The organism is Delftia sp. WY8 (genome assembly GCF_018437695.1).
Lineage (GTDB): Bacteria > Pseudomonadota > Gammaproteobacteria > Burkholderiales > Burkholderiaceae_C > Comamonas > Comamonas tsuruhatensis.
This window is the reverse complement of the sequence record NZ_CP049795.1, coordinates 199,609-219,853: the sequence shown is the minus strand read 5'-3', so window position 1 is coordinate 219,853 and position 20,245 is coordinate 199,609. Positions and strand designations below refer to the sequence as shown.

The following is a 20,245-nucleotide window of genomic DNA, read 5'->3' as shown; positions in this document are numbered from 1 at the left end:
ACGATAGAGGAAGGGTGTTTGTAGGATTTGTCTTATCCATGGTTCGCCTGCCGCGTGCCGAAATCCATTTATCCTCGCGCTCTGCTCCATATGGCCTGTACTGCCCTTTCCGGTGAACCTGCCATGGGGCTGGCAACGAGCGGTTCCGTGCTCCTGGACCGATTTCCCGTGACCGCCTATTCCGCCTTAGCCGCTCCATGTCAGTTTTTGCCCAGCGCACGCTTGTAGCCATCCGGGCCGCCTGGCCAGCCGCAACCGTCATGGCGGTGGGCATGTGCCTGAGCGCTGTGCTTGCCTTGCAGCAGCAGCGGGCGCTGGAGCGTATCGACCTGCAGCGCCATACCCAGCAGGCCCAGTCGGCCCGCCAGGCGCTGGAGATGCGCCTGGATGCCTACGCGGTCATGGTCCAGCATGTGGCCAACCAGCTGGCCGCCTCTCCCGAGATGGGGCAATCGGCCTTCGCGCGCATGGCGCAGGCGCTGCGCATACAGGCGCAGCCGGGCATGCAGGCGCTGTCCTTTACACGGGCCGCAACGCAGCGCGGTCTGCCCGGCCAGGATCAGGCCTTCACCGCTCGGCCCGGGCCGCACTATTTCTTCATCGACTATCTCTGGCCGCTGGAGGGCAACGAGTCCATTGCCGGCCTGGACATGCACGACCGCCCCAGCCTCATGGCCAGCATGGTGCGCAGCCGCGACAGCGCGGCCGCCGTGGTCTCGGCACCGTTTGCGCTGAAGCAGCCCGGCGAGCATGCCACCGCCGTGCTGGTGCGCGCGCCTGTCTTTGCGCTTGTGGACCACCAGTCCCCGGACGGGGAGGCCGCGCAGCCGCTGTTTCTGGGGACTGCCGACGTCAGCGTGCGCGTGCACGACCTGGTGCAGGATCTGCATGAACGCGGCTTTCTGCGCCGGCTTGCGCTGGCCATGCATGACGCAGGCCCGACCTCGCCCCTGCCGCCGGCCGGCATATCGCCGCTGCCGCTGTACCTGGGCGCGGCCTGGCCGGAGCGCGGGCAGGAGGCGGCCGGCATGGGCGACACCGGCCAGGTGGTGCTGGAGCAGACGCTGCAGGCCCAGGACCGGCTGTGGCGGTTGAACTTCATTCCCATGGGGACGGCCCTGTCCTGGACCGAGCGTGTCCAGCCCCTGGTTCTTTTCGCGCTGGGCATGCTCGTGTCGGCCCTGCTGGCGTCGCTGGCGGCAGCTTGGTGGCGGCGCTATCCTTCCAGCTGGGCCCAGCTGCGCGCCTCCTCCCGCAGCATGCGCGAGAGCGATGCCCGCTTTCAGGCCCTGTTCGAGCAGGCTGCCGTGGGCGTGGTGCAGGTCGATGCGGCCAGCGGCAACGTCCTGCATGTGAACCGCAGGTACTGCGACATTACGGGCCATGAGGCGCAGCAGCTGTGCCAGCGGCCCCTGCTGGCCCTGTTGGCGGCCGAAACCCTGGAGGGCGACCGGGTGCTGCTGCAGGAGCTGACGGCGGGCCAGCGCGGGGCGCTGCAGATCGAGCGGCAGCTGCGGCGCCGCGACGGCACCCTGGTCTGGGTGGAGCTGCATATCTCCGCGCTGGGCCATGGCCCGTCCCGGCGGCTGATGGCGCTGGTGCAGGACATCAGCGCGCGGCGCCACCTGCAGCAGATGCAGCGCGATGGATCGCGCCATCTGCGCATGGTCATCCAGCGCCTGCCTCTGGGCCTGGCCATGCTTCAGGACGACGGCCGCTTCGCCTACTGGAACGAAGAATTCATGCGCCTGGCGGGCCACGGTGCCACGGCCGGCATGGATGGTGATGGCTGGTGGTGCAACATGTGTCCCGATGAAGCCCGCCGCCTGCGCATGCAGCGCCGCTTCGAGGCCGCGCAGGCGAGGGCGCGCGTGGCACAGAGCCTGCACAGCGGCGAGTCCGACAGCTGCGGCACCCTCAACTGCGAGGAATACCAGCTCATGGGCAGCGATGGCCGCACGCGTTCCGTATCGATAGGCGGCATGCTGCTGGACGAAGGCTGCCTGCTGATCCTGCAGGACCAGAGCCAGCGCAAGACCGCCGAAGAGGAAATCCGCCGCCTGGCCTTCCACGACGCGCTCACCGGCCTGCCCAACCGCCGCCTGCTGGTGGACCGGTTGCAGCAGGCGCTGGCCTCCAGCCGCCGGCGCGGGCGCTGCGGCGCCGTCATGCTGCTGGACGTGGACAACTTCAAGGCCTTCAACGACAGCCTGGGGCTGGAGCTTGGCGATGTGCTGCTGCGCATGATTGCCGAGCGCCTGGCGCAGTCCCTGGGGCCCGAGGCCACGCTGGCCCGCCACAGCGGCGATGACTTCGTCGTGCTGCTGGAGGACCTGGGCAAGGACTCCATGCATGCGGCCTCGCAGCTGGAAGGCGAGGTCCAGCGCATGCGTTCGCTGCTGCAGCAGCCGCTGCAGTTGGCAGGCCAGTCCTGCCACATCACGATGAGCATTGGCGCCAGCCTGTTCGGCGAGCAGGAACTGAGCGCCGACGAGGTGCTGCGCCGCGCCGAAATGGCCATGTACCAGGCCAAGGGCATGGGGCGCAACACGCTGCAATTCTTCGATCCGCAGTTGCAGGCCGTGCTGCGCTCGCGCACGGCCATGGAGCAGGAAATGCGCGAGGGCCTGGTGCGCAGCCAGTTCGTCCTGTACTACCAGCCGCAGATGGCGCACGGACGCATCGTGGGTGCCGAAGGCCTGCTGCGCTGGAACCACCCGCGCGAAGGGCTGGTGCCGCCCTCGCTCTTCGTCTCGCTGGCCGAGGAGACCGGCCTGATCCAGCAACTGGGCGAATGGGTGCTGGGCGAGGCCTGCAGGCAGCTGGCGCAATGGGCGGCGGACCCCGAAATGGCCTGCATGGTGCTGGCCGTCAACGTCAGCCCGCGCCAGTTCCACCAGGCGCGCTTCGTGGAGCAGGTGCTGCAGGCGCTCAAGGAGCACGGCGCCAACCCGCGCCTGCTCAAGCTGGAGCTGACCGAAAGCCTGCTGCTGGCCGACGTGGACGACACGGCCGCCAAGATGGCCACGCTCAAGGCCCACGGTGTGGGCTTCTCGCTGGATGACTTCGGCACAGGCTATTCCTCGCTGGCCTATCTCAAGCGCCTGCCGCTGGACCAGCTCAAGATCGACCGCAGCTTCGTGCGCGACGTGCTCAGCGACCCCAACGACGCGGCCATTGCGCGCACCATCGTCGCCCTGGGCACCAGCCTGGGACTGCAGGTCATTGCCGAAGGCGTGGAAACCGAGGCGCAGCGCCAATTCCTCGAAGACCAGAGCTGCCACGTCTGGCAGGGCTACCTGCTCAGCCCGCCCGTGCCCGTGCGCAGCTTCGAGGCCCTGGTGCGCGAGGCCGCCCCCTTGCAGCGCCCCCCGGCCTTGAGCCCCGCATGCCTGACCCCGCCGGCGCAACACCGGCCCGAAGTGGCGGAATGCACGGACGCCAGCACGGGGCCAGAGGTCCCTTCAAACCATTCTTGACATTCGCAGCGGCCCCGCCCGGGCCGCTTTCCATTCTTGAGAGGGGGTGGCGCGCGGTATCATCCCGAGCTGCCTTGTTCTTTCCCCACCTCCTTGTTTGTCCGTTCGCCGCGGACCGCTTTGTGCCTGCATCGTGCGCCTGAATTCCATCAAGCTGTCCGGCTTCAAGTCCTTCGCCGAGCCCACCAACTTCATGCTGCCGGGTCAACTGGTGGGCGTGGTGGGCCCCAACGGCTGCGGCAAGTCCAACATCATGGATGCGGTGCGCTGGGTGCTGGGCGAGAGCAAGGCCAGCGAGCTGCGCGGCGAGTCCATGCAGGACGTGATCTTCAACGGCACCACGCACCGCAAGCCGGCCAGCCGCTCCAGCGTGGAACTGGTTTTCGACAACAGCGACCACCGTGCGGGCGGCCAGTGGGGCCAGTTCGGTGAGATCGCCGTCAAGCGCGTGCTCACGCGCGAGGGCAACAGCAGCTACTTCATCAACAACCAGGCCGTGCGCCGCCGTGACGTGCAGGACGTGTTCCTGGGCACGGGCCTGGGCCCGCGCGCCTACGCCATCATCGGCCAGGGCACGATCAGCCGCATCATCGAGTCGCGCCCCGAAGAGCTGCGCCTGTTCCTGGAAGAGGCCGCAGGCGTGTCCAAGTACAAGGAGCGCCGGCGCGAGACCGAGAACCGACTCTCGGCCACCACCGAGAACCTCACGCGCGTGGAGGACATCCTGCGCGAGCTCAACAACAACCTCGACCGGCTGGAGAAGCAGGCCGAGGTGGCGGCGCAGTACAACGCGCTGCAGTCCCAGGTCACGCTCAAGCAGCAGCAGCTGTGGTTTCTCAAGCGCGCCGAGGCCGAGGCCGAGCAGGACCGCGTGCGCGTGGAGGGCCTGAAGGCCGTCAACGAGCTGGAAGAGCGCATGGCCGACATCCGCAACAACGAAAGCGGACTCGAAACCCTGCGCCAGGCCCACTACGACGCCAGCGACCAGGTCAACCAGGCCCAGGCCAAGCTCTACGAATCCACGGCCGAGGTCGGCAAGCTGGAGGCCGAGATCCGCTACGTGCTCGAAGGCCGCCAGCGCGTGCAGCAGCGGCTGCAGCAGCTGTCCGAGCAGGTGCTGCTGTGGAACAGCCGCCGCGAGGAGGCCGAAGCCGAAATCGAAAATCTCGACGGCGCCGGCATGGACGCCGAGGAACAGGCCGAGATGCTGGCCGCCCAGGTCGAGGAGCAGAGCATGCGCCTGCCCGACCTGGAAGAGGCGCTGCGCAATGCCCAGAAGGCCGATGCCGACCAGCGCGCCAGCGTGGTGCAGGTGCAGCAGCAGATCCAGGTGCTGGCCGCCGAGCAGCGCAGCCTGGACGAGCAGCGCCGCCAGTTCGAGACCCGCTTCGAGCGACTGCGCGCCGACCGCAATGCGCTGGAGACACCCGACGAGGCCCGCCTCCACAATCTGCAGTCCCAGCTGGACGAGGCCCGCGAACTGGCTGAAATGGCCGATGCCGTGCTCAACGAGCTGCAGGACTCCGTGCCCCAGCTCGATGAGGACCGTCGCACGCGCCAGCAGGCCGTCAATGCCGAGGCCGCGCGCCATGCCGACCTGTCGGCGCGGCTGGAAGCCCTCAAGGCCCTGCAGGAAAAGGTGAAGACCGACGGCAAGCTCCAGCCCTGGCTGGCCAAGCACGGCCTGGACGGCATGCAGGGCCTGTGGAGCCGCATTGCCATCGAGCCCGGCTGGGAAAACGCGCTGGAGGCCGCGCTGCGCGAACGCCTGGGCGCGCTGGAAGTGGGCCGGCTCGACATGGTGCGCGGCTTCCTGGGCGCAGGCGGGCACGATGCGCCCCCCGCGCGCCTGGCCTTCTTCAGCCCGCCGCAGGGCGCCCCCGCGCCCGCGCCGGGGCGCTGGCAGCACCTGTCCGATCTGCTGCGCGTGAACGATGCCGGCCTGCGCGCCGTGCTCGGCGACTGGCTGCAGGACTGCTACACGGCGCCCACGCTGGAAGAGGCGCTGTCGCGCCGCGGCGAGCTGCGGCCCGGCGAGACGGTCTATGTGCCCACGGGCCATGCCGTCAGCAGCCACAGCGTGAGCTTCTATGCGCAGGACTCGGAGCAATCCGGCCTGCTGGCACGCGCCCAGGAAATCGAGCACCTCGAAAAGGAAGTGCGCGCCCAGGCGCTGATCTCCGACGAATCGCGCACGGCCCTGGTGCGTGCCGAAAGCGCCTATGCCGAGGCCTCGCAGCGCCTGGTCAGCGCCCGGCGCGAGGCCAGCGAATCGCAAGGCCGCGCCCATGAGCTGCAGGTCGAGACCCTGCGCCTGTCGCAGCTGGCCGAGCAGGCCCGCGCGCGCAATGCCCAGATCAGCGCCGACCTGGCCGAGGTCGAGGCCCAACTGTCCGACATCGAGGAGCGCCGCGTGGCGGCCGAAGCCCGCTTCGAGGAACTGGACATGCAGCTGGCCGACAGCCAGGAGCGCCATGCCCAGCTGGGCGACAAGGTGCTGGAGTCCGAGCGGCGCCTGAACGAATCGCGCGAGCAGCTGCGCACGCTGGAGCGCCAGGCCCAGGAGGCCACCTTCTCGCGGCGCAGCCTGGAGGCGCGCCGGGGCGAACTCAGCCGCACCATAGAGACGGCCAGCCAGCAGGCCCGCTCGCTGGCCGACGAGCAGCAGCGCGCGCAGGACGAACTCACGCGCCTGACCGATGCCGCCGCCCAGGGCGGCCTGCAGGACGCGCTGGATCTGAAGATGCAGCGCGAGCAGGCCGTGGCCGCGCGCCGCAGCGAATATGACGACCTGACCAACAAGCTGCGCGCCAGCGACGAACGCCGCCAGCAGCTGGAGAAGGCGCTGGACCCGCTGCGCCAGCGCATCACCGAATTCCAGCTCAAGGAGCAGGCCGCGCGCCTGGGCCTGGAGCAGTACTCCACTTTGCTGGAAGAGGCGGGCGCCGACCTGGCCGCCGTCTCCCAGTCCATTGCCGAGGCCAATGTGCGCATGCACGGCCTGCAGGGCGAAATCGACCGGCTGCACCGCGAGATCGCCGCCCTGGGCGCCGTCAACCTGGCGGCGCTGGACGAGCTGAAGCTGGCGCGCGAGCGCAAGACCTTCCTTGACGCGCAGACCGAGGACCTGACCCAGGCCATGAACACGCTGGAAGATGCCATCCGCAAGATCGACGCCGAGACGCGCGAGCTGCTGTCGGGCACCTTCGAGACCGTGAACGGGCATTTCGGGCGCATGTTCCCCGAGCTGTTCGGCGGTGGCCAGGCCAAGCTGGTGATCACCGGCGATGAAATCCTCGACTCGGGCGTGCAGGTGATCGCGCAGCCGCCCGGCAAGAAGAACCAGACCATCCACCTGCTGTCCGGTGGCGAAAAGGCGCTGACGGCGATTGCCCTGGTCTTCGCCATCTTCCAGCTCAACCCGGCGCCGTTCTGTCTGCTGGACGAGGTGGACGCGCCGCTGGACGACGCCAACACCGAGCGCTATGCCAAGCTGGTGGCCAGCATGAGCAAGGGCACGCAGTTCCTGTTCATCAGCCACAACAAGATCGCCATGGAAATGGCGCAGCAGCTCATCGGCGTGACCATGCAGGAGCAGGGCGTGTCCCGCATCGTGGCCGTGGACATGGAGTCCGCGCTGTCCATGGCTGAGCTATCCTGAGCATGTCCGCAACCTTCCGAACCTATTTGCTGGAACGACGTTTCATTCCTTCATTCCATGAGTAACCTGCAAATCAGTCTGGCCGTCCTGGGCTTTGTGGTGCTGGCCCTGATCATTGCCTACAACAGCTGGTCCGCACGCCGCAACGCACCCAAGCGCGCCGACCCCGTCGAAGAGGCGCAGCGCGATCCCTCGCGCCATGAACCCGGCATGGACACCGTGGGCCACGGCCCGGACCTGACGCACAGCCTGCGCGAGCCCGTGCTGGGCGACTTCGGCACCGCAGCCCCGGGCCAGAGCCCTGCCGCCGTGGACCGCTTTGCCGAAACCGATGCCGAACTGGCCCATCTGGTCCAGCTCGAAGAGCAGCAGCGCCAGGCCGAGGCCCAGGCCGCTTTGGCGGCCAAGGCAGCCCAGGCGGTGCAGACCGCGCAGGCTGCCCATGCCCTGCAGGCGGCTGAAGACGCCAGCGCATCGGCACCCGCATCTGCGTCAGTGCCTGCGCCATCCCCGTTGGCACCGCAGTCCATCGAGCCTTCCCTCAACGACGCGGCCCTGACCAGCGCTGCGGCCAGCCGGCCGGGCCTGGATGCGCTGATCGATGCCATTGCCCCCGTGCAGGTCGGCCAGGCCGTGCCTGGCGAACTGGCGCTGCAGGCCCAGCCGGCCACGCGGCGCGCGGGCAACAAGCCGTTTGCCATCGAAGGCATGAACCAGTCCACCCACCAGTGGGAGCCGCTGCAGCCCGGCCAGCGCTACCTGGGTTTCCAGGCCGGCGTGCAGCTGGCCAACCGCACGGGTGCGCTCAACGAGATCGAGTTCTCCGAGTTCGTTGCCAAGGTGCAGCGCTTTGCCGACGCGCTGGGCGCCACGCCCGACGTGCCCGACATGCTGCAGGAAGTGGCGCGTGCGCGCGAGCTCGACCAGTTCGCCAGCGAGCACGATGCCCAGCTCACCTTCATGCTGCGCGCACGCCAGGCCTCCTGGAGCGCGGGCTATGTGCAGCAGAACGCATCGCGCCAGGGCTTTCTGCCGGGCTCCATGCCCGGGCGCATGGCCCTGCCTTCGCCCACGCCCGGCATGCCGCCGGTGCTGGTGCTCAACTACGACCCGCAGGCGGCCATGGCCGACGACCTGGACACCTCGGTGGTGCGCGAGTTCCTGCTGAGCCTGGACGTGCCCCAGGTGCCGCGCGGCGAGCAGGCCTTCGTGCAGCTGCGCCAGGTGGCCGAGCGCCTGTGCCAGACCATGGATGGAGTGCTCTGCGACCAGAACGGCTACCTGCTGCCGGCCATGGCGCTGGACCCCATCCAGCACGACCTGGAACAACTCTATGACAAGCTCGACAGCCGCGAGCTGTCGGCGGGCTCCATGCTGGCGCGGCGACTGTTCAGCTGACGCGGCGCGGTGCCCCTGGTGCACAACAGGCTCCTGGCCTCAACCCCATGAACGACAATCTGGATCTCTTCTCCGGCGCAGCCCCCGCGGCGCCGGAGTCCGGGGCCGCCCCCGACAAGGTGCTGGCCAAGGTGCAGGCGCTGCGCGCCCAGCTCAACCAATGGGCACATGAGTACTACGTGCTGGACACGCCCACCGTGCCCGACGGCGAGTACGACCGCGTCTTCCAGCAATTGCAGGCGCTGGAAGGTGCCTACCCCGAACTGGTCACCCCGGACTCGCCCACGCAGCGCGTGATCGGCGCCGTGCTCGACGGCCTGATGCCCGTGCGCCATGCCGTGCCCATGCTCAGCATCCGCACCGAGACCGACAACGAGGCCACGGGAGCCGAGGCCTTCGACGCACGCATCCGCAAGGAGCTGGAACTGGCCGAAGGCGCGCCGCCCGTGGAGTACGTTGCCGAGCCCAAGTTCGACGGCCTGGCCATGAACCTGCGCTACGAGAACGGCCGCCTGGTGCAGGCCACCACGCGCGGCGACGGCGAGGTGGGCGAGGACGTCACCCACAACATCCGCACCATCCGCAAGATTCCGCTGTCCCTGCCCGAAGGCAAGGGCGTGCCTCCCGTGGTCGAGGTGCGCGGCGAGGTCTACATGGGCCGCGCCGACTTCGTCCGGCTCAATGAACGCCAGCAGGCCGCCGGCGGCAAGAGCTTTGCCAATCCGCGCAATGCGGCGGCGGGCTCGGTGCGCCAGCTGGACTCGGGCATTGCGGCCCAGCGCCCGCTGTCCTTCTTCGCCTATGGCCTGGGAGAGATCACGCCGGCCGCGCAGGGCGGCCCCGACTTCGGCACCCACTACGCCATGCTGCAGACGCTGCGCGACTGGGGCTTCCCGGTGGCGCCCCAGGTCTGCATTGCCAAGGGCGCGGCCGAGCTGGTGGCCTTCCACCAGCGCATGGGCGCCGAGCGCGCCACGCTGCCCTACGAGATCGACGGCGTGGTCTACAAGGTCAACAGCCTGGCCCAGCAGCGCCAGCTGGGCTTTGTCTCGCGCGAGCCGCGCTGGGCCGTGGCCCACAAGTACCCGGCCGAGGAAATGCCCACGCGCATGGAAGGCATCGACATACAGGTCGGCCGCACGGGCAAGCTCACCCCCGTGGCGCGCCTGGCGCCCGTGGCCGTGGGCGGCGTCATCGTCACCAATGCCACGCTGCACAACCTGTTCGAGATCCGCAAGAAGCGCGTGCGCACCGGCGACACCGTGGTCGTGCGCCGCGCCGGCGATGTGATTCCCGAAGTCGTGGGCCGCGTGCCCGGCGACCGGCCGGCCTATGTGCCCAACTTCCGCATGCCCGCTGCATGCCCCATCTGCGGCAGCGCGGTGTCGCGCCCCAAGGGCGAGGCCAACCACCGCTGCACGGGCGGCCTGTTCTGCCCGGCGCAGCGCAAGGAGGCCATCCTGCACTTCGCCGCGCGGCGCGCCATGGACATCGAGGGCCTGGGCGACAAGCTGGTGGACCAGTTGGTGGACGGCCATGTGGTGCGCACGCTGCCCGACCTCTACCGCCTGGGCCTGGTGGCCCTGGCATCGCTGGACCGCATGGCCGAGAAGTCGGCCCAGAACGTGCTGGATGCGCTGGAGAAATCCAAGAAGACCACGCTGGCGCGATTCCTCTTCGGCCTGGGCATCCGCCAGGTCGGCGAGTCCACGGCCAAGGACCTGGCCCGCCATTTCGGCCAGCTGGACGCCATCATGGACGCCAGCGTCGAGCAACTGCTGCAGGTGCGCGACGTCGGGCCCATCGTGGCCGAGAGCATCCACACCTTCTTCGCCCAGCCCCACAACCGCGAGGTGGTCGAGCAGTTGCGTGCCTGCGGCGTGCACTGGGAAGAGGGCGCGGCGCGCGAGCAGACCGCCCAGCCCCTGGCCGGCATGACCGTGGTGCTCACCGGCGCGCTGCCCACGCTGGGCCGCGACCAGGCCAAGGAGATGCTGGAGGCCGCTGGCGCCAAGGTCTCCGGATCGGTCAGCAAAAAGACCAGCTACGTGGTCGCGGGCGCCGAGGCCGGCAGCAAGCTGGCCAAGGCCGAGGAACTGGGTGTGCCCGTGCTGGACGAGGCCGGCATGCTGGCCCTGCTGGCGGGTGACCCCCCTGCTGCAGCCGCAGCGGAGCAGGGCTGATGGCGCTGAGTCCGCGCAAACCCGTGGTTGGCCTGGCGCTGGGCAGCGGGTCGGCGCGCGGCTGGGCGCATTTCGGCGTGCTGCGCGCGCTCGAGGATGCGGGCCTGCGGCCCGACATCATCTGCGGCTCGTCCATCGGCGCCCTGGTGGGCGCCTCCTATGCGGCCGGTGAAATGCAGCGCTTCGAGGAATGGGTGCTGGGCCTGGGCATGCGCAAGGTCTTCGGCTTCATGGACTTCAACATCGCGGGCGGCATGCTCAAGGGCGAGAAGCTGATCTCGTTCTGGCGCGAGCATTTCGTGGACTCGGCCATCGAGGATCTGAAGATTCCCTTCGGCGCCGTGGCCACCGACCTGCATTCGGGTGCCGAGGTCTGGCTGCGCAAGGGCTCCATCGCCGATGCCGTGCGCGCCTCCATCGCGCTGCCCGGCCTGTTCACGCCCGTGCAGCGCGAAGGGCGGCTGCTGGTCGATGGCGGCATCGTCAACCCCGTGCCCGCCTCGCTGGCGCGCGCCATGGGCGCGGACATCGTGATCGCGGTCGATCTCAATGCCGACATCATGCGGCGCCACATGCGGCCGCTGGCGCCCGCTGCCGCCATGGCCGCTGCGCCGCCGCTGGAGGAGGCCCCGCCCGCCGTGGAGCAGGGCGTGGCGCCCGAGGACCTGTCGGGCCAGGCCAGCGCCGTGGCCGGCTCGGCCTGGATGCGCCGGCTGCAGCGTGGCGTGATGGGGTGGATGCCCGGCCACCACCGCGATGAGGCAGGCCGCGAGACCGAGCCCCCGCCCCGGCCGCCCTCGCTGCTGGACGTGGTGATGACCAGCGTCAACATCATGCAGATGCGCATCACGCGCAGCCGCATGGCGGGCGACCCGCCCGAGCTGGTGATCGCCCCGCGCCTGTCCCACCTGGGCCTGCTGGACTTCCACCGCGCCCGCGAGGCCATCGACGAAGGCTACGAGGCGGCGCAGGCCGCGCTTCCGGGCCTGCGCCACTGGGGTCTGTGAGGCCCCGGGGGAACGCGCCCTATGCCGCCTGGGCATCCCAGGCCGCCTCGCGCTCCACTGCTGCCGCGCTGCGGTCTGCGTTGGCCGCCGCGCCGCGCGAAGGCTGCAGCCGTTGCATCAATGCAGCCGGATCCAGGCACTGGATCAGCGGCAGGCCCGCGCCGGCATGCACCAGCTCCCGCACCAGGGCCGGCGTCGTGGAGGCCACGCTGAGCATGGGCGATTCCACCAGCGCGCTGGCCGGCAGCCGGTGCACGCCTTGCAGCGCGCTGACCAGCAGCCCCACGCGCAGGCCGCCGTGCTGGACCACGATGACCTGCGACTGCTCGGTGACCACGCCGGGCCGGCCCTGCAGCAGCGCGGCCAGGTCGAACACCCAGACATAGCCGCTGACGCTGCCCTGGCTGCGCCGCGCCAGCGCACCCACGCAAAACGGCAGCCGCCCTGCCGCCACGGGCGAGATGGCGCTGGCGGGCAGGGCCTCGCAGACATCGGCCGCCCGCAGGGCCAGCAGGCTGGCGCCCACGTAGAAGCTGGCCAGTTCCACCGGCGCATCGCCACCGCCGTGCGCGGCGAGCGCACGCGCGACAGGACGCGAGCCATCCAGCCGCGTGGCCGGCGCCAGGCGCAGGGCGCGGTTGCGCGCATCGGCATGCACAGGCCCCAGCCGCTGCAGGCTCAGGCTGACGAGGCCGGCCAGTGTGTCCTCCGTTGCGCTTTCCTTTGCATCGCGTGCCGCGCCCTGGTCCAGCCGGAACTCGCGGTAGCCTCGCCCGGCGGCCATGCCGACGATGCAGTAGTGGCCTTCGATTTCCTCGATGCTGCTGCGTACCTCTCCATCGGCCAGCGTTGCCAGCCCGGCCACGCCTTCTATGCAACTGCCCAGCGGCCGACCGCCGTGGCTGGCGGCGATGATGCGGCCGTCGCGTGCCACGTAGAAAGCCTCCATCGGCAAACGGGGCAGGCCGTGGTCTTCGGGGCCGGCGTCTCCGGACTGCTCCGGTGCAGCGGCCTGCAGCATGGCCTGCAGTTCTCGGCGCGTGTGGAACAGCAGGGCAATGCCGCCGATGGCGGGGCCCTGATCTGCGCCCTGCCCATGCCCATGTCCATTGGTGGTTGAGGGGGCGCGCAATGCGGCGTGGTAGACGTGGACGGGCAGGCCCCCATCGTCCAGCTCCTGCACGTGATAGGCCTGGGCATCGCGCAGCGCCATGGTGGCCTGCAGTGCCGAGGCCTGCACGCGCACGCCGGGTGACAGCGGCAGACCGGGTTCGTCCTCATGGCTGCAGGCCAGCACCAGGCCCTGGGCGTCATACAGCGCAATGCGCGCATAGACGGTGTACAGCGTATTGAGCTGCTCCAGCAGACGCTGCGCGGCGTCGTGTGCCTGTACCGACAGGGCCAGGCAGCCGCTGTTGTCTTGCAGCACTTTCTGCAGGCCTGGCGTCAGGGCCCACCAGCGGCAATCGTTGGCGCGTTCGTAGAGATTGCGCTCCAGCAGGTCCATCAGCAGCCGGTTCAGCGTGGTGTGCTCCTGCAGCCGCGTGGACAGCGCCGTCTCGTGCAGGCCGTGGATGGCGCGCGTGAACACGGCATGGGTCAGGTCGCCGGTCTCGCTCATCTGCTCCAGCACGGCCTGCAGCGGGTCCGGGTGGGCCGTGCCCTGCACGGGGGACTCCGGCGCCTGGCTGGCAGCCAGCACCTGGCCGTTCCAGACCACGCGGCGTATGTCGTCGGCCGCGCGTGCCATGGCGTGCAGGGGCGGGCAAAAGCCCCGGGACTGGGCCATCAGTCCTTCGGCGATGGCAGGCTCCAGTGCCTGCAGGACCTGCGGCCTTTGCTGGGTAGCGAAGGCCAGGTCCAGCGGCGCCATGACCTGGGTCTGCCAGCCCTCGGGGCCCGCATAGCCCTGGTAGGGCAGGGCGCGGGCCGTACGCACCAGATAGGTGCGGCCGGCGTGGATCAGCGGCTGCACGGCATCGCCGTGGTGCATGGGCACGCGGCTGCCGGGGGCGATCCAGTGGTCATCGCTGCTGGCAATGACCACTCCAGCCGCATCCAGCAGCAGTCCCACCTGGGCGCGCGGCCCGCCCGAGGCAAAGATGGCCTGCATCTCGGCCGCGAAGTCGAAGCTCAGGCACAGCACGCCGAGCACCGCCATGGTGCGTGGATGCAGCAGGCGCTGCGCGTAGATCAGGCGGTCTGCGCCGGGCAGCACGCAGCTGGCGCCGAAATGGCTGACATGGCCGGCCTGCTGCAGGCACTGCTGGAACCAGCCCTCGGCGCAGGGCGGCAGCGGCTTGTCGCCTGCCTGGGCGCGTGCGCAGACCTGGCCCTGGGTGTCCAGCAGCAGGATGTCGTCGTAGACCGTGTACTTGGCACGGTAGGCCTGCAGGTGCAGCTGCAGCGGAGCCTGCCAGGCGTGCAGGCCGCCCGCGGCCATGTCCAGCAGGATGTCGCCATCGCCGAGCTGGGCCATGGCCTCGCACAGCACGGAATCGGCGGCCAGGAAGCCGACATCGGCCGTGCGCTCGTAGAGGCTGCGCACCAGCAGGTCGATGGCATGGCTGGACTGCATGCCCAGCTGGGCCATGGCTTCCTGCGCGGACTGGGCCAGCTGCGACTGCAGCAGGCCTTGCTCCAGCTGCTCCAACCCCTGGCGCGTGTCGGTCAGCATGGACACCAGGGCCTGTCCCTGCTGCGAGGCCTGCATGCGGGCCGAAGCCTCGATGAGACGCCACATGAGCCGGATCTCGCGCAGGTCGGCGGCGTTGCGGTTGAGTTCCCGCAGGTGGGGAAGAATCAGGTCGGTGGGCAGGGATGTGGCCATGGGGCGCTCCGCAGTCAGGTTCAGGTTCGGTAAACCAACTTTTCCGCTCAGGGAAAAGCCCTATGCAAAGAGCAAGAAGGAGGCCAGTTTGTGACTAAATGTGTCTGCAAGGTGACATAGGGATGACGGACCGCCGCCTGCTCCCCGTCCGCAGCCCGTCCGGTGCCACACCGGGGCATGGCCCGGCATCACCGCAGTGCGTACGCCGGCGCCGTGCAGCACGGTGGTGCCTGGCGGCCGTGCAGGCCTACAGGCTCAGGTCGATGGAGTGCACCCGGTGCGCGTCCAGCAGGCCGGCAGCCCGGTCGGCGAAGTAGCGCTCCAGCGTCACGCGCACGGTGCGGAAGGCCAGTTCTTCCCAGGGAACATCGGCCTGCGCAAACAGGCGGGCCTCCATGGTCTCGGGGCCGGGATAGAACTGCTCGCTGCGCAGACGGGCGCGGTAGAACAGATGGACCTGGCTGACCTTGGGCACGTCCACGATGGAAAACAGCGGCCCCATCTCGATGTCGGCGCCGGCTTCCTCGTCGGTCTCGCGCTGGGCGCCGCGTGCCGTGGTCTCGGCCAGTTCCATGAAGCCTGCGGGCAGGGTCCACAGGCCCCGGCGCGGCTCGATGTTGCGCTTGCACAGCAGCACGCGGCCGTCGTCGGTCACGGGGATGGTGCCCACCACGTTCAGCGGGTTCTCGTAGTGGATGGTGTGGCAGTGCGGGCACACGGCGCGCTCGCGCGTGTCGCCATCGTCAGGAAGGCGGTAGACCACCGCCGTGCCGCAGGCTCGGCAGAACTTGATGGGGCTGCGAAAAATCATGCCGACACCATGAAAGTGAAAGCGCCGCCAGACGGAAGGCAGTAAGGCATTCCGTGCGGCGGACCGTGGGTTCAAACACAAAGGCCGGCAGGCCGGGGAGCGTGCTCCCTGCTGCCTTGCCGGCCTGTCGCCAGGCTCAGAGAAAACTCAGGCGATCTTGACGCTCAAGGGGCTCAGCCCGTCGATGCGGCCTTCCAGCAGGTCACCGCGCACCACGGCGGCCACGCCTTCGGGCGTGCCCGTCATGATCAGGTCGCCGGGCTGCAGTTCCCAGGCCGCCGACAGGTGCTCGATGGTCTCGGCAATGTTCCAGATCAGCTTGCCGATGTCGCTGCGCTGGCGGTCGGCGCCATTGACCTGCAGCGAGATCGCGGCCTTGGCGATGTCGCCGGCCTCGGCTGCCGGGGTGATGGGGCCGATGGGTGCGGCATGCTCGAAGGCCTTGCCGATGCACCAGGGTCGGCCCTGCTTCTTCATGTCGTTTTGCAGGTCGCGGCGCGTCATGTCCAGGCCCACGGCGTAGCCCCAGATGTAGTCCAGCGCATCGGCTGCCAGGATGTTCTTGCCCGCCTTGCCGATGGCCACGACGAGTTCGATCTCGTGGTGCAGGTTGGAGGTCAGCGTGGGGTAGGGCATGGTGCCCGTGGTGCCGGCCTCGACGGGCACGATGGCGTCGGCAGGCTTGAGGAAGAAGAAGGGCGGCTCGCGGCCGGTGAAGCCCATCTCCTTGGCGTGTTCTTCGTAGTTGCGGCCCACGCAGTAGATGCGGTGCACGGGGAAGCGCTCGGGGCGGCCCAGGACGGGTACGCTGGCCACGGCGGGCGGGTTGAAAACGTAGCTCATGTCGGTGTTCCTCTGGCGCCTTGTCTCTTGGGCGCCGCCGCAAGTGTGCCATGCATCGGCGCGGCTGCACGGTATGCTTTGCAGTCTATGAAGCTCCACACCTACTTCCGCTCGTCGGCCTCCTACCGCGTGCGCATTGCGCTGCAGATCAAGGGCCTGGACTATGAATCCGTACCCGTGCACCTGCTGCGCGGCGACCACAAGGCGCCGGCCTATGCCCAGCATGTCGGCGATGCGCTGGTGCCGGCGCTGGAGACCGAGGACGGCCACTGGCTGACCCAGTCCATGGCCATCATCGAATATCTCGATGAGACCCATGCCGAAATACCGCTGCTGCCGCGTGACGCCCTGGGCCGTGCCCATGTGCGCGCACTGGCCCAGATGGTGGCCTGCGAGATCCATCCGCTCAACAACCTGCGCGTGCTCAAGTACCTGGTGCGCAACCTGGGTGTCTCCGACGAGGCCAAGAGCGGCTGGTACGTGCATTGGGTGCGATCGGGCCTGGAGGCCTTCGAGCGCCAGCTGGACCTGCTGGCCGCCGAGCGCGAGGCCGCCGGCCTGCCGCCTTCGCTGTTTTGCTGGGGCGACACGCCCACGCTGGCCGATTGCTGCCTGGTGCCGCAGATCTTCAACGGCCGCCGCTTCAACGTGAGCCTGGACGGCCTGCCGCGCCTGGCGGCCATCGTCGATCGCTGCGAGGCGCTGCCGGCCTTCCAGAAGGCCCATCCCTCGGCCTGCCCCGACGCGGAATGAGCGCGGCCCGGCCTGACTCCATCCCCGGCAACCTCCCCGGCACCATCCCCGCATCCTGGCTGGTGCCCGACTGGCCCGCGCCGCCCGGCGTGCACGCGCTGTGCACCTCGCGCGAAGGCGGTGTCAGCACGGCGCCCTGGGGCAGCCTGAACCTGGGCGACCATGTGGGCGACGACCCGCAGGCCGTGCGCGCCAACCGCCAGCGCCTGCAGGAGATCGTGCGTGCGGATACGCCGGATGCCTGCGCGGTGTTCCTGCAGCAGGTGCATGGCGTGGATGTCATCGCACTGGATGCAGGCAGCGCGCAGGGCCAGGCCTTCGATGCCTGCGTGACCAGCGCCTCGGGCGTGGTCTGCACCATCATGGTGGCCGACTGCCTGCCCGTGCTGCTGGCCCATCGCAGCGGCGCCGTGGTGGGCGCGGCCCATGCGGGCTGGCGCGGTCTGGCCGGAATGCCGCCTGGCCATGCGGGTCAGCCGTTGGCAGGCGGTGTGCTGGAGTCTCTGTTCAAGCGCTTTGCCGATCAGCTCCGGACCGCGCCCGAGCAGGTGGCGCCGCAGACCCTGGCATGGCTGGGCCCTTGCATCGGTCCGCGTTCCTTTGAGGTCGGTGCCGAGGTGCGCGCTGCCTTCATCGCGCATGACGCCGCCGCCGCCGCGCATTTGACCGCCATACCTCAGGCGGGCGAGGGCACCCCCAAGTACTTGGCCAGCCTGGCCGGGCTTGCGCGCCAGCGCCTGGCGGCGCTGGGCATCACTGCCATCCATGGCAATGACGGCAGCGACGCATGGTGCACGGTGCTCAACGACTCACGGTTCTTTTCGCACCGGCGCGACGCTGCCCGCCTGGGCAGCAGCGGCCGATTCGCCGCCTGCATCTGGAAGGACTGAGGGCGCGGGCGCGTCCGGTGCGTCCGCCGTGCCCTGCGAGACCTGCTGCTGCGCCAGCCAGGCCTGGCGCTCGGCCAGTTCGCGCGCATGGCGCTTTCGGTTGCGCGCGGGCGTACCCATGATGTAGATCACGATGGACAGCGGCAGCAGTCCATACAGTGCGAAAGTGACCAGGGCGCCGAGTATGCTGCCCGTGGGGCTGGCGGCTTCGGCCACGGCCATCATCAGCGTGACATACAACCAGGCGATAACAACGAGATACATGGTCGATTCGAAAAAGGCGCACCGGGCACGGGTTTTTGTGGAGGGCTGTGCCGGGCAACGGGGGGCTCGCCTGGGTCACAATCAAAACGGATGCCCCGCAAGCCCCAGGCTATTGCGAACGGCATCCGCGAACAAGGATGCAGCATGAATTTTGACCCACTCGCAGGCCTGCCAGGCCAACCCATCCAGCAATTCTGGAACGAGCAATGGAGCCGGACGCTGCAGATACTGCAGCAGATGGGATCACCGGGAATGCCGGGGGCACAGGGCGCGGGCATGCCGGACATGGCCCAGGCCTGGAAGGCTGCAGTCCCCGAACCCGGCGCCTTGCCCGAAAACGCGCTGTCGCTGGACCCCGAAAAGCTGCTGGATCTGCAGCGCCAGTACCTGGACGGCGCCAAGGCCATGTGCGAGCAGGGCGGCGCCCAGGCGCTGCTGGCCAAGGACAAGCGCTTCAACACCCAATCCTGGGCCGACAACCCGCTGACGGCGGCCACCGCAGCCACCTATCTGCTCAACAGCCGCATGCTCATGGGCCTGGCCGAGGCCGTGCAGGCCGACGAGAAGACCCGCAACCGCGTGCGCTTCGCTGTGGAACAGTGGCTGGCGGCCATGTCGCCCAGCAACTTCCTGGCACTCAATGCAGAGGCGCAGAAGAAGGCCATCGAAACCCAGGGCGAGAGCCTGGCCCTGGGCGTGGCCAACCTGCTGGCCGACATGCGCCAGGGCCATGTCTCCATGACCGACGAGAGCCTGTTTACCGTGGGCAAGAACGTTGCCACCACCGAAGGCGCCGTGGTGTTCGAGAACGAGCTGTTCCAGCTCATCGAGTACAAGCCGCTGACGGACAAGGTGCACGAGCGTCCCTTCCTCATGGTGCCGCCGTGCATCAACAAGTTCTACATCCTGGACCTGCAGCCCGACAACTCGCTGATCCGCTATGCCGTCAGCCAGGGCCACCGCACCTTCGTGATGAGCTGGCGCAATCCCGACGACAGCCTTGCGCACAAGACCTGGGACAACTACATCGAAGACGGCGTGCTCACCGGCATCCGCGTGGCACGCGAGATCGCAGGAGCCGAGCAGATCAACGTGCTGGGCTTTTGCGTGGGCGGCACCATGCTGTCCACCGCGCTGGCCGTGCTGCAGGCACGCCACGACCGCGAGCATGGCGCAGCTGCTGCTCCGGCGGCCAAGGCGGCTCCAGCCAAGCGCGCGGCTGGCAGCCGCAGCGCCGCCCGCACATCCACAGCCCGCGCCACGGCGCCGGCCGGCGTGCCGTTTCCCGTGGCCAGCGTCACGCTGCTGACCACTTTCATCGACTTCAGCGACACCGGCATCCTCGATGTCTTCATCGATGAGTCCGTGGTGCGCTTCCGCGAAATGCAGATGGGCGAGGGCGGCCTCATGAAGGGCCAGGACCTGGCATCGACCTTCAGCTTTCTGCGTCCCAACGATCTGGTCTGGAACTACGTGGTGGGCAACTACCTCAAGGGCGAAACACCGCCGCCGTTCGACCTGCTGTACTGGAACAGCGACTGCACCAACCTGCCCGGCCCGTACTACGCCTGGTACCTGCGCAACCTTTACCTGGAAAACAAGCTGGTCCAGCCCGGTGCGCTGACCGTCTGCGGCGAGCGCATCGACATGCACCAGCTGCGCCTGCCGGCCTATATCTACGGCTCGCGCGAGGACCACATCGTGCCCGTGGGCGGCTCCTATGCATCGACCCAGGTGCTGGGTGGCGAAAAGCGTTTCGTCATGGGCGCATCCGGCCACATCGCGGGCGTGATCAATCCGCCGGCCAAGAAAAAGCGCAGCTACTGGCTGCGCGAGGACGGCCAGCTGCCGCCCACGCTCAAGGAGTGGCAGGCCGGCGCCGACGAGTACCCGGGCAGCTGGTGGGCCGACTGGAGCCCCTGGCTGGCCGAGCACGGCGGCAAGCTGGTCGCGGCGCCAAAGCAGTACGGCAAGGGCAGGGAATACACGGCCATCGAGCCGGCCCCGGGCCGCTACGTGCTGGCCAAGGCCTGAGGCACAATCGTTTCGATGCTGCAGCGCAATAACGCTGCGGCTTGAATGCAGGGTGCCGCTGCCGCAGCTTCGGCAGTGCGCGCCCGGGCATC

12 protein-coding genes are annotated in these 20,245 nt (G+C 69.0%); 8 read left to right on the top strand and 4 right to left on the bottom strand.

The window, feature by feature from the left end; all coding sequences use genetic code 11:
• Positions 1–272: 272 nt before the first annotated feature.
• The 5 genes from G4D77_RS00915 to G4D77_RS00895 all read left to right on the top strand — a co-directional run bounded on the left by G4D77_RS00915 (position 273) and on the right by G4D77_RS00895 (position 11,728).
• Entirely contained in the window at positions 273–3,479 is a 3,207-nt protein-coding gene (locus G4D77_RS00915) for a bifunctional diguanylate cyclase/phosphodiesterase (protein ID WP_227740756.1), read from the top strand.
• 133 nt (positions 3,480–3,612) lie between these two features.
• A complete protein-coding gene (smc, locus tag G4D77_RS00910) occupies positions 3,613–7,140 on the top strand; it encodes a chromosome segregation protein SMC (protein WP_074922310.1) in 3,528 nt (1,175 codons plus the stop codon).
• Between the two features lie 57 nt (positions 7,141–7,197).
• A complete protein-coding gene (locus G4D77_RS00905; RefSeq protein WP_016445918.1) occupies positions 7,198–8,538 on the top strand; it encodes a cell division protein ZipA C-terminal FtsZ-binding domain-containing protein in 1,341 nt (446 codons plus the stop codon).
• 47 nt (positions 8,539–8,585) lie between these two features.
• Positions 8,586–10,721 (top strand): NAD-dependent DNA ligase LigA, encoded by a 2,136-nt coding sequence (gene ligA / locus G4D77_RS00900; protein WP_154834392.1) that lies wholly within the window; start codon positions 8,586–8,588, stop codon positions 10,719–10,721.
• Positions 10,721–11,728, top strand: coding sequence for a patatin-like phospholipase family protein (locus G4D77_RS00895; protein WP_016445920.1), 1,008 nt, complete (start codon positions 10,721–10,723; stop codon positions 11,726–11,728). Before ligA ends, G4D77_RS00895 begins: the two co-directional genes overlap by 1 nt.
• Positions 11,729–11,747: 19 nt before the next feature.
• Here G4D77_RS00895 and G4D77_RS00890 read toward each other — a convergent pair whose 3' ends face one another.
• The 3 genes from G4D77_RS00890 to G4D77_RS00880 form a co-directional block, all read right to left on the bottom strand.
• Entirely contained in the window at positions 11,748–14,558 is a 2,811-nt protein-coding gene (locus G4D77_RS00890) for a chemotaxis protein CheW (RefSeq protein ID WP_154834391.1), read from the bottom strand.
• A 247-nt stretch (positions 14,559–14,805) separates the two neighbouring features.
• Positions 14,806–15,369, bottom strand: coding sequence for an NUDIX hydrolase (locus G4D77_RS00885; protein ID WP_016453500.1), 564 nt, complete (start codon positions 15,367–15,369; stop codon positions 14,806–14,808).
• Positions 15,370–15,516: 147 nt separating this feature from the next.
• Positions 15,517–16,212, bottom strand: coding sequence for a fumarylacetoacetate hydrolase family protein (locus G4D77_RS00880; RefSeq protein ID WP_016445923.1), 696 nt, complete (start codon positions 16,210–16,212; stop codon positions 15,517–15,519).
• Between the two features lie 87 nt (positions 16,213–16,299).
• Between G4D77_RS00880 and maiA the strand changes: the two genes are divergently transcribed.
• Both maiA and G4D77_RS00870 read left to right on the top strand, forming a co-directional pair.
• The gene (gene maiA, locus G4D77_RS00875; protein ID WP_016445924.1) at positions 16,300–16,965 is read left to right on the top strand and encodes a maleylacetoacetate isomerase; all 666 of its coding nucleotides are present in this window, start codon (positions 16,300–16,302) and stop codon (positions 16,963–16,965) included.
• Positions 16,962–17,855: a purine nucleoside phosphorylase YfiH/LACC1 family protein gene (locus tag G4D77_RS00870; protein ID WP_154834390.1), complete on the top strand. Its 894-nt coding sequence runs from the start codon at positions 16,962–16,964 to the stop codon at positions 17,853–17,855. Before maiA ends, G4D77_RS00870 begins: the two co-directional genes overlap by 4 nt.
• On the opposite strand, the gene G4D77_RS00865 is transcribed toward G4D77_RS00870, so the two are convergent.
• Complete coding sequence (locus G4D77_RS00865; RefSeq protein ID WP_074922300.1) at positions 17,775–18,119, bottom strand: hypothetical protein; 345 nt, start codon at positions 18,117–18,119, stop codon at positions 17,775–17,777. The two genes, G4D77_RS00870 and G4D77_RS00865, sit on opposite strands and share 81 nt — an antisense overlap.
• A gap of 144 nt (positions 18,120–18,263) precedes the next feature.
• Between G4D77_RS00865 and G4D77_RS00860 the strand changes: the two genes are divergently transcribed.
• Positions 18,264–20,153, top strand: coding sequence for a PHA/PHB synthase family protein (locus G4D77_RS00860; RefSeq protein ID WP_154834389.1), 1,890 nt, complete (start codon positions 18,264–18,266; stop codon positions 20,151–20,153).
• Positions 20,154–20,245: the final 92 nt, after the last annotated feature.

Coding starts and splice junctions, on each gene's coding strand:
- G4D77_RS00915 (WP_227740756.1), top strand. CDS start 273: ATGTGCCTGAGCGCTGTGCTTGCCTTGCAGCAGCAGCGGGCGCTGGAG.
- G4D77_RS00880 (WP_016445923.1), bottom strand. CDS start 16,212: ATGAGCTACGTTTTCAACCCGCCCGCCGTGGCCAGCGTACCCGTCCTG.
- G4D77_RS00885 (WP_016453500.1), bottom strand. CDS start 15,369: ATGATTTTTCGCAGCCCCATCAAGTTCTGCCGAGCCTGCGGCACGGCG.
- G4D77_RS00890 (WP_154834391.1), bottom strand. CDS start 14,558: ATGGCCACATCCCTGCCCACCGACCTGATTCTTCCCCACCTGCGGGAA.
- G4D77_RS00865 (WP_074922300.1), bottom strand. CDS start 18,119: ATGTATCTCGTTGTTATCGCCTGGTTGTATGTCACGCTGATGATGGCC.
- ligA (WP_154834392.1), top strand. CDS start 8,586: ATGAACGACAATCTGGATCTCTTCTCCGGCGCAGCCCCCGCGGCGCCG.
- G4D77_RS00905 (WP_016445918.1), top strand. CDS start 7,198: ATGAGTAACCTGCAAATCAGTCTGGCCGTCCTGGGCTTTGTGGTGCTG.
- maiA (WP_016445924.1), top strand. CDS start 16,300: ATGAAGCTCCACACCTACTTCCGCTCGTCGGCCTCCTACCGCGTGCGC.
- G4D77_RS00895 (WP_016445920.1), top strand. CDS start 10,721: ATGGCGCTGAGTCCGCGCAAACCCGTGGTTGGCCTGGCGCTGGGCAGC.
- G4D77_RS00860 (WP_154834389.1), top strand. CDS start 18,264: ATGAATTTTGACCCACTCGCAGGCCTGCCAGGCCAACCCATCCAGCAA.
- G4D77_RS00870 (WP_154834390.1), top strand. CDS start 16,962: ATGAGCGCGGCCCGGCCTGACTCCATCCCCGGCAACCTCCCCGGCACC.